The following is a 15,789-nucleotide window of genomic DNA, read 5'->3' on the forward strand; positions in this document are numbered from 1 at the left end:
CAAGCCAGCTCTAACCTCACATCTGTCGCCCAACCACCCCTTCGTGACCAAAGCACGCACGCCGCCATTGCTCTCCGTCCACGCCCCCGCTAAAGGCGCGCACATGTCCAGCACCGCCCCCCAGATCACCCCGGAAGTCGTCGCCGAACATGGCCTCAGCCCGGAAGAATATGACCGCGTCCTGAGCGCCCTCGGCCGCGAACCGAACCTTACGGAACTCGGCATATTTTCGGTCATGTGGTCGGAGCATTGCTCGTATAAATCCTCAAAAATTCATTTGATGAAGCTGCCGACCACCGGCCCGCAGGTCATTTGCGGCCCAGGCGAAAATGCCGGCGTGGTCGACATTGGTGACGGTCAGGCGGCGATCTTCAAGATGGAGAGCCACAACCACCCCAGCTACATCGAACCTTATCAGGGCGCGGCGACGGGCGTCGGCGGCATCTTGCGCGACGTGTTCACCATGGGCGCGCGCCCGATCGCCAACATGAACGCGCTGCGCTTCGGCCGTCCCGACCATCCCAAGATGCGCCACCTGATCAGCGGTGTGGTGCGCGGCATCGGCGGCTATGGCAATTGCGTGGGCGTGCCAACCGTCGGCGGCGAGGTGAATTTCCACCCCGCCTATGACGGCAACATCCTGGTCAACGCCATGACCGTGGGCGTCGCCGACACCGACAAGATTTTCTATTCCGCCGCTTCGGGCGTGGGCAACAGCATCGTCTATGTCGGCTCCAAAACCGGCCGCGACGGCATCCACGGCGCGACGATGGCGAGCGCGGACTTCGGCGACGACGCCGACGCCAAGCGCCCCACCGTGCAGGTCGGCGATCCCTTCACCGAAAAACTGCTGATCGAAGCCTGCCTGGAACTGATGGCGTCCGACGCGATCGTTGCGATTCAGGATATGGGCGCGGCCGGCCTAACCTCCTCCAGCGTCGAAATGGCGTCGAAGGGCGGCGTGGGCCTCCACCTCAAGATGGACGACGTGCCGCAGCGCGAAACCGGCATGACCACCTATGAAATGATGCTCTCCGAATCGCAGGAGCGCATGTTGATGGTCCTGAAGCCCGGCCGCGAGGATTTCGCCGAAGCCATTTTCAAGAAGTGGGAACTCGACTTCGCCGTTATCGGCCATGTCACCGACACCGGCCGCATGGTGCTGGAGCATAAGGGCGAGATCGTCTGCGACATCCCGCTCGCCCCGCTGGCCGACGACGCGCCGCTTTACGATCGTCCCTCCATGGCGAAGGATGCGTATAAGATCTGGTCGAAGGTCGAGCCGCTGGGCGACATCGCGCAAAGCACCGACATCGGCGCGGACCTCGTCAAGTTGATGGGGTCGCCCGACATCGCCAGCCGTCGCTGGATCTGGGAACAGTACGACCATATGGTCGGTGCCGACACCGTCCAGCGCCCCGGCGGCGACGCAGCGGTCGTGCGCGTCCATGGATCGAACAAGGGCATCGCGATCAGCACCGATTGCACGCCCCGCTATTGCTATGCCGACCCCTATGAAGGCGGCAAGCAGGCGATCGCCGAATGTTATCGCAACCTGTCCGCCGTCGGCGCGACCCCGCTGGCCGTCACCAATTGCCTCAACTTCGCCAACCCGCAGCGACCCGAAATCATGGCGCAACTGACCGGTTGTCTGGAAGGCATGGGCGACGCCTGCCGCGCGCTCGACTTCCCGATCGTGTCGGGCAACGTCTCGCTCTACAATGAATCCAAAGCCACTGGCGGCGGATCGGCGATCCTGCCGACCCCGGCGATCGGCGGCATCGGCCTGCTGGCCGACGTGGACGTGATGGCGACCGTGGCGTTCAAGAATGAGGGCGACGCCATCTGGCTGATCGGCGAAGAAGGCACGCATCTGGGCCAGACCATCTGGCTGCGCGAAATTGCAGGCCGCGAAGCGGGCGACGCGCCCAAGGTCGATCTGGCCGCCGAACGCGCCCGCGCCGACACCGTGCGCGCGCTGGTCGCCAATGGCATCGTCAACGCCGTGCATGACATCAGCGATGGCGGATTGCTCGTCACGATCGCGGAAATGGCGCTGGCCGGCAAGATCGGTGCGACACTGGACATCACCCTCACAACAGCCTCGGCCTTCGGCGAAGATCAGGGCCGCTATGTCGTCACCGCGCCCGCAGGCGTCGAGATTGCAGGCGCGATCAAGATCGGCACGACCGGCGGCGACACCGTCGTCGGAGTCGCGCTGGACGCCCTGCGCACCGCCCATGAAGGCTTCTTCCCAGCCCTGATGGACAGCGAACTCTAAACCTTAGCACCAAACCCCCGTCGTCCCCGCGCAGGCGGGGACCCAACTGTCGTGAAGCGCCTTCATTGCGATGGCGGGGGTTCGTTAATGCTGGCGCTGCTTCATAGATTTTCGAGCGCAGCCCTTCTCGAAATTATCCGGTCACCACAACCAAAGGCGTCTGGCCCTTAGTGGGTCCCCGCCTTCGCGGGGATGACGAATTGCTATTACGAAGATTAAGCATGGTTTAAGCCAAGCCGATGCACCGCACTCGCCAGCCCTGCGTCTATCTCCTCGCCAGCCGACGCAACGGCACGCTCTATATCGGCGTTACCGCCGACCTCATCGCCCGCCTGCACCAGCACCGCACCGGCGCAGTCCCCGGTTTCACCCACGACTATAGCGTCAACCGCCTGATGTGGTTTGAACAACATGGCACGATGGACGAAGCCATCCTCCGCGAAAAACGGCTGAAGAAATGGAACCGCGCGTGGAAGATCGCGCTGATCCAAGAATTGAACCCGCATTGGGATGATTTGGCGATCGGCCTGGGCTTCGAGCGCTTGCCCGATTGACCCTCACTCCCCGTCGTCCCCGCGCAGGCGGGGACCCAATTGTCGTGAAGCGCCTTCGTTATCATTGGCGCGCTACGGTCTCACCTGCCACCAGCAAATTGCGCAACGACAGCTGGATTCCCGCCTTCGCGGGAACGACGAGTGAGGGATAACCCTGCTCCGGCCTAACCCGCCCGCGTCACCCGCGCAAACAGCACCTGATAGCCCTCCCCGCCGCCGCGCTCTTCAAACGCCGCCATCACCCGGCGCAGGTCGCGCGGGGTCAGCGGCTTGCGCCCCTCGCTCGGCACCACCGCGCCAATCCCCTTGAGATGCGCGATCAGCCCGCGCGCGTCGCCGCACTCCAGCGCATAGTCCTCGTCAAAGGCGAAGGCGTCCTCATACCCCGCGATCAGCCCGCGCAGATCGCCCAGCGACGGATAGTCCGGCACCCCCGCCACCAGCCCGCACGCCGCATGCGCCGCGCGCCAGCGGGCAAAGCTCCCCTGCCCCATGGTCGAGAAGATCAGGCTACCCCCCGGCCGCAACAACCCCGCCAGCCGCCCCATCGCGCCGCCCAGATCGTCGAACCACTGGAAGGCCAGGCTGGACAGGATCAGGTCGAACCACGCCCCCTCGAACGGCGGCGCTTCGCCGTCCATCGTCATGAACCGTCCCGCGACCAGCCCGTGCGACGCCGCTTGCTCCAGCATCCCCGGCGATATGTCCGTCGCCACCAGTTCCGCGCCGGGCCAGCGCGCCTGGATGTCGCGCGTCAGGAATCCGGTGCCGCACCCGATCTCCAATATGCGCGCCACACCGTCCGACTTCTGGCGATAGGCGAGGTCCGCGACCAGGCTGGCGGCCAGCCGCTGCGGCCCGGCATGGGCGTCATAATGCGCCGCCGCCGCGCCGAAGGCGTCGCTTATCCGTTGCTTGCGAACGTCGTTCATGGCTAGGCGCATGGCAGAGCTTTGGCCGCTTGGCCAGTATCGACCCGCATCCGCCCGCACAGAACAGGAACCGCCGCCCCATGACCGCTTCCGCCCGCATACCCGCAATGGACGTGCTGCGCGGTTGCGCCGTGCTGGGCATAGTGTGGATGAACATCACTGCCTTCGCCCTGCCGCAAAACGCCTATTTCAATCCGGCTGTCGCGGGACCGCCATCGGCCGCGGACATCGTCGCCTGGGCGATCAGCCTGATCTTCGTGGACGGCAAGATGCGCGGCCTGTTCGCCCTGCTGTTCGGCGCGTCCATGCTGCTGCTGATCGACCGGGAGGAGATGGCGGGGCGCGACGGTCGCCGGGCGCAGATGATCCGCTCCGGCTGGCTGTTCGTCCTGGGCTGCGCGCATTTCTTCCTGCTCTGGTGGGGCGACATTTTGCGGGTCTATGCGCTGGTCAGCCTGTTCGCTTTGTTGTTCGTGGGCCTGGAACCCTTCGCCCTCGTCAAGCGCGCCCTGCTCTTCTTCTTGCTCCAGTTCCTGCTGGTCGCCAGCTTCATCGCCAGCCTCTACGCCTGGCACCATGCCGCCGCGGCCTCCGACGCAGGCGCCACCCTGCGCGATGGCTATGCCGCCTTCATGACTGCCCTGGCCGATCCCGCCAGCCCCGGCACATTGGCGGAAATCGCCACCTATCGCGGCGGCTTCGTCACCATCCTCCAGCATAAACTGGCCGGTCTGCCGGGCGACTGGCTCTGGGGCTTCCTCTTCACCGCCTTCGAAACCATGGGCTTCATGCTGCTGGGCATGGCGATGCTCAAAGGTGGCTTCCTCACCGGCCGCTGGGACGCGGCGCAATATCGCCAGACCGCGCGCCATTGTTTCATGATCGGCCTGCCACCCATGGCCGCGATGGCGCTATGGGTGGCCTGGAGCGGCTTTGCGCCGCTGCCCGCCTATGGCGTCGCGCTCGCCTGGTCGCTCCCCTTCCGCATTCCGCTGACGGTCGGCTGGGCCGCGCTCATCCTGTGGCTGCTCGCCCGCCATCGCAGCCATTGGCTGGTCGACCGCCTGGCCGCCGCCGGGCGGCTGACGCTCAGCAACTATCTCGCCACCAGCCTTGTCATGACCGCGCTCTTCTACGGCTGGGGCCTTGGCCTCTTCGCGCAGGTTCCCCCGGCGGCGCTGCCACTGTTCGTGGTGGGCGGCTGGACGCTGATGCTCGCCTGGTCGAAACCCTATGCGGCGCGATTCGCCCTCGGCCCGGCCGAATGGCTGTGGCGCAGCCTGATCCGCGGCCAACCGCAAAAGATTCGCAAGAGCGACTAGATTACTATTGCGACCCATTATCAGACACGCTATCTCTGTTTCCAACAGGAGAGTGTCTTCGATGGTCGTCTGCGTGTGTAATGCGATTCGTGAAAAGGACTTGCGGGAAGCCGCGCGCAACGGGGCGGACACGCCTTGCAGCGCCTATGCCCAATATGGCCGCCGCCCCAAATGCGGCCAGTGCGTCTCCTTCGCCCGCACCATCATCGCCGCGGAACGCGCCTCGGCCTGACAGGATTGCGAATCAGCCGCAACCGGCAGTCGCGATCTCCACGCAATAGCGCGGCGAAAAACCCCTGATTTCCAAGGGTTTTGCACTTAACAGCGCGTCTCCGAAACGATATACGATCCGGCGTCCCCCATTGCCGGAGTAAAGCGCCATGAAAGGCGATCTGAAAGTCATCGAATATCTGAACGAGGTGCTCAAGAATGAGCTGACCGCGATCAACCAATATTTCCTCCACTATCGCGTGCTCAAGCATTGGGGCATCGAGAAGCTGGCCAAATTCGAATATGAAGAATCCATCGATGAGATGAAGCATGCGGACAAGGTGGCGGAACGCATCCTCTTCCTCGACGGCCTGCCCAATTTCCAGCTGCTTGGTCGCCTGAAGATCGGCGAAACGGTCGAGGAAATCCTCAAGGCCGATCTCGAACTGGAATATGAGGCGCTGCCCGTCCTGCGCGAAGCGATCGCCTATTGCGAATCGATCAAGGATTTCGTCAGCCGCGACCTCTTCCAATATATCCTCGAAAGCGAAGAAGAGCATGTCGACACGCTGGAAACCCAGTTCGAAATGATCGAACGCATGGGCATCCAGAATTATGTCCAGCTACAGAGCAAGGCGAAAGAGGACTGATTCCTGACTGTTCCCCGGCGCAGGCCGGGGTCCAGGGTTTTCTGGCGCAGCGCGTGACGCCCTGGACCCCGGCCTGCGCCGGGGCACTTATAAAGCCAACTCGATCCAGTTGAAAAAGGGGCGTCCTGCATGGGCGCCCCTTTTGCGTTACAGCAGCGCTTCGAGCAACCCGATTAGCGGCAGGTCCGCCGGCGGCATATCCAGCGCGTACATCTGCGCCGGCTTCAGCCATTTGAGCGCGGTCGCATGGCGCGCCTCCGGCACGCCCTTCCACTTGCGGCAGACATAGAGCAGCAGCAGCAGATGCTTCTCGCCCATGGCCTCGCTGGCGAAGGTCGCGGGGGCCAGACAACTACTATGCGTCTCGATCCCCAATTCCTCTTCCAGTTCGCGCACCAGCGCCGCTTCGGGCGTTTCGCCCGGCTCCACCTTGCCGCCGGGAAACTCCCACAGGTCCGCCATCGCCTTGCCGGGCGGGCGCTGCTGCAACAACACGCGGCCATCGGCATCGATCAACGCTACGGCAACGACCAGCAGGGGAGGAAAAGCGGGCATATCGGTCCAGTCGGGAGGGGTTTGTTAACCGTGGCTGCTTTACAGGTTCATCGGGGACTGTCTGTAGCGAAACGGGGATTTTATGCGCGCGCTTGTCGAAATCCTGGCCCGATTGAGGCTGATCCGGTGCGAGCGCGGCGCTACGGCCGTCGAATATGGGCTGATCATCGCGATGATCGTAATCGCCATGATCGCTGCACTCAATAACGTCGCAAACAAGACGACCGGCATGTGGAATAACGTCGCGACGGAAGTAACCAAGCATTAACCATCAATATTTGACAGCCGCTCGATCACATTAAGTCTTTCTCAACCGACCTGATCTAATCCGTTCCTTGCTGACCACAAATAACCATGCGGGGCGGCCGGGTAGTTAAACGCTGAAATCCATTTCTAGGGAGACGTCACATGCAGTTCATCCGTAAGATGCTGAAGAATGAAAAGGGTGCCACCGCGATCGAATACGGCCTGATCGCCGCTCTGATCGCCGTCGCCGCCATCGGCGCGATGACCAGCCTGGGCACCAAGCTGGGTTCGACCTTCAACAACGTCTCGGGCAACCTGAAGTAAGCCCAGACGCTTGTCGAATTAAGGGGCGGCGGAAGCAATTCCGCCGCCCCTTTTCGTTTGCGCGTAAGAATGCGCTTTTGGCGCGTCCGCACCAGCCCTCACCCCCACCCGACCTTCCATTCAGGATACGCTCTGTGGGAGGTCGGGTGGGGGTGAGGGCTGGTGCGGCAACCGAAATGCGCTCTTTCGCGCATTTCGAGACAAACTCTTACCAAGTCACGATCTTGACCCGCTGCCCCGGTCGCAGCGCCGCATTAGCGCTCAGCGCGTTCATGGTCAGGAACCGGTCGAGCTGATAATCCGAATAGGCCATGCGTTTGGCCATGGATTGCACGGTGTCGCCTGCCTTGACGGTGACGACGTCGACACGGCGCGGCTTGATCGCCGCCGCTTCCTGCGCGCTCAGCCGCTGCACCGACTGCACCATCGCGGTAAAAGGCCCAAGCCCCTGCCCAGCCGGCGTCAGCAGCAGGAAATGATAGGCTTTCCCGCCGCCGAAATCATAAGCGAAGACGGTCGCATCGACCTCGCTCGACTGGCTCGTCGCCCGGACGGTGCGATAAGCGGCCGGCAATCCATTGATCGTCGTCCGGCGAACCTCGCCTGCGGGCACGCCGCCGTCATTCCCGCCCAGTTTGGCGAACACGCTGTCGATATAAGCGGCCAGATTGCCGGAATAGGGTGCCGCGCCGAACTGCGCCTGCCCCCCCGATCCGGTAATCGACACCGCGTCCGCGCCATTTTCCATGCCAAAGCCGCTGGGCGCGGCAAAGCTCAGCCGCAGGTCGGGATGGCGAAAGCGATTGCCGTCGATCACCCCCTGTTTGGGATCGTCGCCATAGAGCACGCCGTCCACCGCATTGAGGAAGGCGTCGCGGTTGCGCACCTTGCTGGTCGCGCGAGTCGCGGCGGCGGCATTGGCAGCGCGCTGAACGCGGGCACCGGGATCGGGGTGGGTGCTCGCCCATTCCGGCATCGACCGCGCGCTGCCCGCCACCCGCGCGTCCAGGCTGCTCTGCGCCGCCAGCGACGCAAGCATCCCCGACAGCGCACGCGGGTCATAACCGCCCGTCGCCAGGTAACGGATGCCCAGATCGTCGGCCTCATATTCCTGGCTGCGTGAAAATTTCAGCGTCAGCAGCTGGCTGCCCGTGCCAATCCCCTTCTGGATCAGCCCCGCAAAGCCCGAATCGCCCAGGAACGCCCCTGCCAGCGCGCCCAGCAGCGCCCCGCCAATCGCGTTGCGCGTCGCCGCCTTCTGTCGCCGCTGGCCATGCTGGGCCGCGACATGGCCGACCTCATGACCCAGCACGCCGGCCAGTTCGGCCTCGTCGTTCATCAGCGCCATTAGCTGCCGGGTCACATAGACATAGCCGCCGGGGATCGCGAAAGCGTTGTTCACCGGCGAATTGAGCAAGGTGACGGTGAAGTCGCCCTGTGCGTTGGACAGGCCGGATTGCACCGCGATGCGACGCCCGACGCCCTCCACATATTTGGCCTGTGGCCCCACATAGGGACCGCCAAATTCCTTGAGCAATTCAGGATGCTGCTTGGCCCCGCTCGCTTTGTCCTGCGGACTAATCGACGAAACGGTGCGAATCGCCCGTTGCTGGCCGATCACGGCCGGGGCGCTGATCGCCGCGATCACCAGCACGCCGCTGGCGCAGCCCAGCTTCATCTTCCAGTTCATATACCCTCACCCATTGCCGTTACCCCCACGTAACGAACAATCATGACGGGGCGTTCCCGTAAAAGCGAGCGACTAAGCGCGCCATCACCCCATCAGCGACGCCGTATCAGGCCCCGATGGCCAGGAATTTGTCGGCGCGATCGGTGCGCAGCGCGTCCGCGCCCAGCCCGTCGAGCGACGCCAGTTCCGCCTCGATCGCCGCGGCCAGATTGGCGATCGCCGCCACCGGATCGCGATGCGCGCCGCCCACCGGCTCCGGCACGATTCCATCGATCACGCCCAGCCCTTTCAGATGCTGCGCCGTCACCTGCATCGCCGTCGCCGCGTCGCTCGCCTTGTCGGCGGTGCGCCACAGGATCGATGCGCAGCCTTCGGGCGAGATCACCGAATAGATCGCATGTTCGAACATCAGCACGCGGTTGGCCGCCGCCAGCGCGATCGCGCCGCCGGAGCCACCCTCGCCCACCACTACCGCGACCATGGGCACGCCCAGCTTCAGGCAGGCTTCGGTCGACCGGGCGATGGCCTCGGCCTGGCCGCGTTCTTCCGCTTGCACGCCAGGAAATGCCCCCGACGTGTCGACCAAACTCACGACCGGCAGGCCGAACCGGTCGGCCAGTTCCATCAGGCGGATCGCCTTGCGGTATCCCTCCGGCTTGGCCATGCCGAAATTGTGGCGCACGCGGCTGGCGGTATCATCGCCCTTTTCATGGCCGATCACCATCAGCTTGCGCTCGCCCAGCGTCGCGAAACCACCAATGATCGCCTGATCGTCGGCAAAGGCGCGGTCGCCCGCCAGCGGCATGAAATTGTCGAACATGCCCGCGACATAGTCCTTGAAGTGCGGGCGTTCGGCGTGCCGCGCCACCTGCGTCTTCTGCCACGGCGTCAACCTGGCATAAGTGTCCGACAACAGCTTGCCCGCGCGGCTTTCCAGCGTCGCGATCTCGCCGTCGATATTGATGTCGCCCACGCTGGCGGTGGCGCGCAGCTCGACAATGCGCGCTTCCAGCTCCGCGATCGGCTTTTCGAATTCCAGAAAACTTACCATGGCCGGAGCGTTAAGGCGCTGGCGCGTCGCCGTCAACGCGGGGATGCGCGATCTTGGGGCTCATCCCCGCGAGCGGATGGCGGCTGTTGACCAGTTCGACCAGCCGCCGGCTGTCGACATGGGTATAGATTTGCGTGGTGCCGATATCGGCATGGCCCAGCATCATCTGCAACGCGCGCAAATCCGCCCCGCCCTCCAGCAAATGCGTGGCGAAGGCATGGCGCAGCACATGGGGGCTGACCCGCTGCGGCGCGATTCCCACTGCGCCTGCCAGCGCCTTGACCAGTTGATACAGGCGGATGCGGCTCAAATGGCTCTTGCCCGACGGAAACAACCACGCGCTGTCCGCCGGCACATGCGGCAGCCAGGCGGAAACGGCCGCCCGCGCCCGGTCGGAAATCGGCACCAGCCGCTCGCGCGCGCCCTTGCCCTTCAGGATCAGGAAGGGCCGGTCGGCCGCCAGCGCCCGGCGCGGCAACGACATGAGTTCCGTCGCGCGCAGCCCCGACCCATAGAGCAGTTCGATCAGCGCCGCGAGCCGCAGGTCCGCCGCCGCAGGATGCTCCGCATCCAGCCGCTCGGCGATATACGCGAAAAAACGATCGACCTCCGCCACCGACAGGATCTTTGGCAGCGACCGACGCGTCGTCGGCCGCGGCAGCGCGGCGGAGGGATTATCGGCACGCAGCCCTTCCTCCTCCAGAAAGGCGTAGAAAGCCCGCAGCGCCGACACTTTGCGCGCCATGGACGACGCCGCCAGATCGGCCCAGGCCGCCGCCAGCGTGCCCAGCCCGTCCTTGTCCGCCCCGGCCAGTCCGCCCAGCAGATCGCCCGCTCCGCTCAAATCGGCGCGATAGGCGAGCAACGTGTTGCGCGACGCCCCCCGCTCCGCCGCCATCATCTCCAGAAAGCGGTCGACGAGGATGGCGTCATCCTGTCCCATATTCAGGTGCGACTGATCGCCTCGGCCGCGATCATCCGCGCTTCAGGGTCCAGCCCCACGCGATGCAGCGCCGCCACGACATGATAGAGATGGGCCGCCGGCAAGCGGCTCCAGTCATTCCCCTGCATGCCCACGGCGGCCAGCAGCGCCACGGTGCCCTTTTCCCCCCGCTGCGCCGCCGCGCCAATCGCGCGCGCCCAGCGGCTGTTCGCGTCCAGCGCAAAGCCGTTATCCTGCGCCAGCGCCGCGGCATCGTCCGCTGACAGACGCGACAGGCCGACCAGCGCCGCGATCAACATCCGGCCCTTCTCCGCCCCGGCGTCGCCGACATAGCTCGACACCCGGCTGCTATTGATATCCACCACCGGGCTTGGCGCGCCGACCGCCAGCAAGGCCCAGAATTGCGACGCGCCCGCGCCGTCCAGCTGGCCGATCGCCCGCGCCCAGCGCGCGGCATTGCGGTCGTATCCCGCCGCCAGCATCGCCGCGACCAGATTGGCCGCATCCTGCGCATCGGCCTGCGCCACCGGCAACGCCGCGGCCGCCCGCGCCGTCGCGATCAGGCCCAGATAATCGGGCTTCGCGCCATCGCGCCACCATGTTCGCATCGCGCCGATCCGGTCGCCCACGGTCGATCCGGCATGGGCGGTGCGCAACGTCTCGATCCGGTCGGCGACATCGCCCGCCGCATCGCCATCGGTGCCCATCTGGCCATAGAATCCGACCAGCGCCGCGCTGGACAGCACGCCCAACCGCGCGGCGATCTCCACGCCCGGCCGCCGCTTGACCGCGCTCAGCGCAGGCGCCCGCGCTTCCCACGCGCGGACATGCGATCCGACCGTGCCCCATAACGCATCGGGAATTTCGACGTTCAGCGCCGTCGCCAGCCCGAATCGCCACGCCGTCAGCCTATCGACGCCATCCCATTCGATCTTCACAGACCGGCGCGCATTGAACCCGGTGCCGACCACCTTTTCGGCCAGCCGATAATCGATGCCGCGCACGACCCCGCGCCGCTGCGCCTGATTGAGCGCGCCGCTCGACGTGCCCTGATCGCCCGACAGCGCCGGGCAGATCGCCCGCGTCATGTCCCAGCCCGGTTCCTTGCTGAACCGCAGAGCCCCGGCAGACAGCGGGCACAGGCCCGCCGGATCGGCCGTCGCTAGATAGGTTTGCATCGCGATCGCATAGAGGCGCGGCGAATAACGGTCGGGATCGACGCTCTGCACCATCAGCCGGGCATTGTCCGCCTCGCCCATGCGCAGCAGCAGCCAGGCGCGCTCCGCCGCCCAATCCGCCCCGTCGATGTCGCGCGGCGTATCGACCGCGCTCAGCAATGTCCGGCGCAGCAGGATGGAGGCCCAGCGCGACACGATCGGCGCGTGCGTCTCCTTCATCAGCGCAGCCAGATATTTGCCCGATTCGCCCCCGAATGCGTCCGGCTCGAACCCGCGCGTCTGCGGCGTCAGCGGTCCGATGCGGTCCAGCGACCGGCGCGCCGTGTCGGGCAGGTCATATTTCGCCTTCTGCGCCGCCAGTTCTTCGGGCGTCAGTTCGGCCTCGACCGCGTTCTGCGCCGCGTCCACCAGCGACAGGTCGGGCGGCGTGCCCGGATTGAGCGGCTGCACCATCGGCGCGGCGGGCGCGCCCGTCGTGCTGGGCGCACCGGGCGTCGGCCGCACCGGCGGCGGCGCGGGCGCTTCGGGCGTATCGCCGAAACCGGGCGGTAGCAGCGATTCGGGCGCCTGCTGCGCAACCACAGGCAGCGTCAGGGCCAGCGCAAAGCTGCCCAACGCCCATTTCGCATTACCGCGCGGCCAGCGCATACGCCTTACTGGCCCAGCTTCTCGGCGGGGATGACCTTCTCGACGCGCTGCTGCGGCTGTTCGCCCCCGCGCGACCAGAAAAAGGCCAACAGGCCGATGACCAGCAAGGCCAGGGCGATGGGGATGATCGGCAGGCTGGAGCCGCGGCGACGCGAACCGCCCTCAAAACTGCTGAAGTTGCGATTATTCTTCATAAGTCCTTGGCTGTGGCTGGCCGGGCGTTGAAGGCCGGGCGACAAAGAAAGATGCGATTTGCCTCTGTGACGGGTGGCTGTATAGCCCCGCAAGCCATGCAGCGAAACAGCAAAATCCCGCAGAGCCAGGCCCGGCGCGGTCCCATCGTCCTGGTGGGCATGATGGGCGTGGGCAAATCCACGGTTGGCCGCCGCCTTGCCGCGCGTCTGGGCCTCAGCTTCGTCGATGCGGACGAGGAAATAGAGAAGGCCGCCGGCATGTCCGTGGCGGAGATTTTCGAACGCTATGGCGAATCCTATTTCCGCGACGGCGAACGCCGCGTCATCGCCCGGCTGATGGATGGCGCGCCCAAGGTGATCGCAACGGGCGGCGGCGCCTTCATGCAGGATGAGACGCGCCGCCTGATATTGGAAGCCGCCACCGCCATCTGGCTGGACGCCGACATCGACATTTTGGTCGATCGCGTCGCCCGCCGCGACAGCCGCCCGCTGCTGAAAAATCGTGACCCGCGCGTCGTGCTGACGGAGCTGGCCGCGATCCGCAATCCCGTCTACGCGCTCGCGCCCATTCATGTGAAGAGCATCGCTGCCCCGCATGAAGTCGCCGTCGAACGCATCATGGAGCAATTGACCGCATGGCATTAGTCCGCGTCGCGCTGGGTGCGCGCAGCTACGATATCGTGATCGAACAGGGCGCACTGGATCGCGTCGGCGATAGCCTGGCCCCCTATGCCCGCAAGGGGCGGCTCGTCGTCGTGACCGACGCCAATGTCGCATCGACCCAGTTGCCGCGCCTGCACGCCAGCCTGCGCGCCGCGAACATCGCCATCGAACCGATCATCCTGCCACCGGGCGAACAGACCAAGAGCTGGCGTCACCTCGAACAATTGCTCGACGCGCTGCTGGCGCTGGAGATCGAGCGCGGCGATCATATCGTCGCGCTGGGCGGCGGCGTGATCGGCGACCTGGTCGGCTTTGCCGCCTCCATCCTCAAGCGCGGCTGCCACTTCGTTCAGCTGCCCACCACCTTGCTGGCCCAGGTCGATTCGTCGGTCGGCGGCAAGACCGCGATCAATGCGAAGGCGGGCAAGAACCTGATCGGCAGCTTCTACCAGCCCGCCCTCGTCCTGATCGACCCCTCGACGCTCGACAGCCTGCCCCCGCGCGAAACTCGCGCCGGCTATGCCGAAGTCGTCAAATATGGCCTGATCGACGACCCCGACTTCTTTGAATGGTGCCACGCCAACGCTCAGGCGCTGCTGGCCGGCGACCCGGACGCCCGCACCATCGCGATCCAACGCAGCGTCCAGGCCAAGGCCGCGATCGTCGCCGATGACGAGCGCGAAACGTCGGGCCGCCGCGCCCTCCTGAACCTCGGCCACACCTTCGGTCATGCGCTGGAGGCAGACACCGGCTTTTCCGACACATTGCTCCATGGCGAAGGCGTTGCCGCTGGCATGGCGCTCGCCTTCCGCTATTCCGCGCGCCTCGGCCTCTGCGCGCAAGCGGATGCCGACCGCGTCACCGCGCACCTCAAGGCCGTCGGCCTCCCCTACGACCTATCCACCGCCCATGTGCAGGCGGGTGGCGCGGAACTGGTCGGCCACATGCTGCACGACAAGAAAATGGCCGCCGGCACCCTCCCCTTCCTCCTCGCCCGCGGCATCGGCCAGACCTTCCTGTCGAAAGACGTCGCGCTGGACGACGTGGCGGCGTTTCTGGATGCGGATAGGGCGGCAGCCTGAGACGAGGATTCTTAGCACTCTTCCGCTTTTCGCGGGAGAGGGTTGGGTGAGGGTCTTTCTTGCTGAATGGTGCGAACCTGCGGCCCGCTTACCCTCATCCAACTGCGCCTAGCCGGCTGCGCCGCCAAGGCTCCATATCCTTCTCCCGCCTGCGGGAGAAGGAAGACAGATGCCCCCAAAAATTTCATCCACACCGCCCGCCAGCAACATCTCTGACATTCCCCTGCATCATTCGACGCCCACTACCGTCCTTGTCAGCGGCATCCCCTACAGATCCCCCTTCTGTCGCCGCTGGCTCCTCCCCTGAACCTCGGCCTCCAGCTTTTAGCTGGAGGCCCTTTTTTTGCCCCCGCTTCACCGACCGGCGTCAGGCACAAAAAAGGGCGCCTCGCAGGCGCCCTTTCGTTCAACCATGAAAGGCCGATTACTTCTTCAGCGTCAGACCGCCGAAACGCTTGTTGAAGCGGGCCACCTGGCCACCGGTGTCCAGCTGGCGGTTGCCGCCGGTCCAGGCCGGATGCGACTTGGGATCGATGTCCAGCGCCAGCGTGTCGCCTTCCTTGCCCCAGGTGGAGCGCGTCTGAAAAATCGTGCCGTCGGTCATCTGGACGTTGATCATGTGGTAGGCGGGGTGGGTATCGGCCTTCATGGCATATGCTCCGTAATGTGCCGGTTCCGACCGGCTGTGGATGCGGTAAAATAGCGAAGGCGCGCCGTTAGCGGGTTCGGCGCGCCTTGGCAAGAATAAAGCCCGCCCCGGCCCGAACCGGGGACGGAGGCCAGGATCAATCCTTGGGCGGATCGCTGATCATGGCGACGAAATTGGCTTCCGCGGCCAACTTGCCCTCGATCAGCGCCTTGCCGCTGAACTTGCAGATCGCGCCGCGGTTCTGCGTCACTTCGACATGCAGGTCGAGCAGGCAACCCGGCTCCACCGGCGTCCGAAACTTCGCGCCGTCGATGCTCATGAAATAGACGAGCTTGCCCGAATCGGCCAGGTTCATCGATTCCACCGCCAGCACGCCCGCCGCCTGCGCCATCGCTTCCACGATCAGCACGCCGGGCATGATCGGCCGGGTGGGGAAATGACCCTGGAAAAACGGCTCGTTCACCGACACCGCCTTGATCGCGTGGATCGACTGGTTGGGCACCAGTGTCACCACACGATCGATCAGCAGCATCGGGTAACGATGCGGCAGCGCGGCCATGACCCGACGGACATCCATCGGGCCACGCGCGGTCGTTTCAACCTCTCCCGTCATTGTC

General features: G+C 65.1%; 18 protein-coding genes. 9 read left to right on the forward strand and 9 right to left on the reverse strand.

The window, feature by feature from the left end:
- Nucleotides 1-103 precede the first annotated feature (103 nt).
- Together purL and HHL08_RS08020 are read left to right on the forward strand one after the other, a co-directional pair.
- Nucleotides 104-2,281, forward strand: coding sequence for a phosphoribosylformylglycinamidine synthase subunit PurL (gene purL, locus HHL08_RS08015; RefSeq protein ID WP_169572164.1), 2,178 nt, complete (start codon nt 104-106; stop codon nt 2,279-2,281).
- A gap of 239 nt (nt 2,282-2,520) precedes the next feature.
- Entirely contained in the window at nt 2,521-2,835 is a 315-nt protein-coding gene (locus HHL08_RS08020; RefSeq protein ID WP_169572166.1) for a GIY-YIG nuclease family protein, read from the forward strand.
- 164 nt (nt 2,836-2,999) lie between these two features.
- Here HHL08_RS08020 and HHL08_RS08025 read toward each other — a convergent pair whose 3' ends face one another.
- On the reverse strand, nt 3,000-3,767 hold the full coding sequence (locus HHL08_RS08025; protein WP_169572168.1) for a methyltransferase domain-containing protein: 768 nt from the start codon (nt 3,765-3,767) through the stop codon (nt 3,000-3,002).
- An 80-nt stretch (nt 3,768-3,847) separates the two neighbouring features.
- Here HHL08_RS08025 and HHL08_RS08030 point away from each other — a divergent pair, with 80 nt between their 5' ends.
- The 3 genes from HHL08_RS08030 to bfr all read left to right on the forward strand — a co-directional run bounded on the left by HHL08_RS08030 (nt 3,848) and on the right by bfr (nt 5,949).
- Nucleotides 3,848-5,089, forward strand: coding sequence for a DUF418 domain-containing protein (locus tag HHL08_RS08030; RefSeq protein WP_169572170.1), 1,242 nt, complete (start codon nt 3,848-3,850; stop codon nt 5,087-5,089).
- A gap of 61 nt (nt 5,090-5,150) precedes the next feature.
- Nucleotides 5,151-5,321, forward strand: a complete 171-nt coding sequence (locus HHL08_RS08035) for a (2Fe-2S)-binding protein (protein WP_066603762.1) — start codon at nt 5,151-5,153, stop codon at nt 5,319-5,321.
- A gap of 148 nt (nt 5,322-5,469) precedes the next feature.
- Complete coding sequence (gene bfr / locus HHL08_RS08040; RefSeq protein WP_056687943.1) at nt 5,470-5,949, forward strand: bacterioferritin; 480 nt, start codon at nt 5,470-5,472, stop codon at nt 5,947-5,949.
- A 147-nt stretch (nt 5,950-6,096) separates the two neighbouring features.
- On the opposite strand, the gene HHL08_RS08045 is transcribed toward bfr, so the two are convergent.
- The gene (locus HHL08_RS08045) at nt 6,097-6,504 is read right to left on the reverse strand and encodes a (deoxy)nucleoside triphosphate pyrophosphohydrolase (protein ID WP_169572172.1); all 408 of its coding nucleotides are present in this window, start codon (nt 6,502-6,504) and stop codon (nt 6,097-6,099) included.
- An 82-nt stretch (nt 6,505-6,586) separates the two neighbouring features.
- Here HHL08_RS08045 and HHL08_RS08050 point away from each other — a divergent pair, with 82 nt between their 5' ends.
- Nucleotides 6,587-6,772, forward strand: coding sequence for a Flp family type IVb pilin (locus HHL08_RS08050; protein WP_169572174.1), 186 nt, complete (start codon nt 6,587-6,589; stop codon nt 6,770-6,772).
- A gap of 140 nt (nt 6,773-6,912) precedes the next feature.
- A complete protein-coding gene (locus HHL08_RS08055; RefSeq protein ID WP_056687935.1) occupies nt 6,913-7,074 on the forward strand; it encodes a Flp family type IVb pilin in 162 nt (53 codons plus the stop codon).
- A 208-nt stretch (nt 7,075-7,282) separates the two neighbouring features.
- On the opposite strand, the gene HHL08_RS08060 is transcribed toward HHL08_RS08055, so the two are convergent.
- From HHL08_RS08060 to HHL08_RS08080, 5 genes are all read right to left on the reverse strand, one after another.
- On the reverse strand, nt 7,283-8,764 hold the full coding sequence (locus HHL08_RS08060; RefSeq protein ID WP_169572176.1) for a M48 family metalloprotease: 1,482 nt from the start codon (nt 8,762-8,764) through the stop codon (nt 7,283-7,285).
- Between the two features lie 106 nt (nt 8,765-8,870).
- On the reverse strand, nt 8,871-9,815 hold the full coding sequence (locus HHL08_RS08065; RefSeq protein ID WP_169572178.1) for an acetyl-CoA carboxylase carboxyltransferase subunit alpha: 945 nt from the start codon (nt 9,813-9,815) through the stop codon (nt 8,871-8,873).
- Nucleotides 9,816-9,825: 10 nt separating this feature from the next.
- Nucleotides 9,826-10,758, reverse strand: coding sequence for a tyrosine recombinase (locus HHL08_RS08070; protein ID WP_169572180.1), 933 nt, complete (start codon nt 10,756-10,758; stop codon nt 9,826-9,828).
- A 2-nt stretch (nt 10,759-10,760) separates the two neighbouring features.
- Complete coding sequence (locus HHL08_RS08075; RefSeq protein WP_169572182.1) at nt 10,761-12,584, reverse strand: hypothetical protein; 1,824 nt, start codon at nt 12,582-12,584, stop codon at nt 10,761-10,763.
- Between the two features lie 5 nt (nt 12,585-12,589).
- A complete protein-coding gene (locus HHL08_RS08080; protein WP_169572184.1) occupies nt 12,590-12,778 on the reverse strand; it encodes a cbb3-type cytochrome oxidase assembly protein in 189 nt (62 codons plus the stop codon).
- 96 nt (nt 12,779-12,874) lie between these two features.
- On the opposite strand from HHL08_RS08080, the gene HHL08_RS08085 reads away from it, so the two are divergent.
- Both HHL08_RS08085 and aroB read left to right on the forward strand, forming a co-directional pair.
- Nucleotides 12,875-13,423 (forward strand): shikimate kinase, encoded by a 549-nt coding sequence (locus HHL08_RS08085; RefSeq protein ID WP_169572186.1) that lies wholly within the window; start codon nt 12,875-12,877, stop codon nt 13,421-13,423.
- A complete protein-coding gene (gene aroB, locus HHL08_RS08090) occupies nt 13,414-14,523 on the forward strand; it encodes a 3-dehydroquinate synthase (protein WP_169572187.1) in 1,110 nt (369 codons plus the stop codon). Before HHL08_RS08085 ends, aroB begins: the two co-directional genes overlap by 10 nt.
- Nucleotides 14,524-14,947: 424 nt before the next feature.
- Here aroB and rpmE read toward each other — a convergent pair whose 3' ends face one another.
- Together rpmE and fabZ are read right to left on the reverse strand one after the other, a co-directional pair.
- Entirely contained in the window at nt 14,948-15,172 is a 225-nt protein-coding gene (gene rpmE / locus HHL08_RS08095) for a 50S ribosomal protein L31 (RefSeq protein WP_169572189.1), read from the reverse strand.
- A 136-nt stretch (nt 15,173-15,308) separates the two neighbouring features.
- Complete coding sequence (fabZ, locus tag HHL08_RS08100; RefSeq protein ID WP_169572191.1) at nt 15,309-15,785, reverse strand: 3-hydroxyacyl-ACP dehydratase FabZ; 477 nt, start codon at nt 15,783-15,785, stop codon at nt 15,309-15,311.
- Nucleotides 15,786-15,789 lie beyond the last annotated feature (4 nt).

The sequence above is a fragment of the Sphingobium psychrophilum genome (assembly GCF_012927105.1).
GTDB classification, from domain to species: domain Bacteria; phylum Pseudomonadota; class Alphaproteobacteria; order Sphingomonadales; family Sphingomonadaceae; genus Sphingobium; species Sphingobium psychrophilum.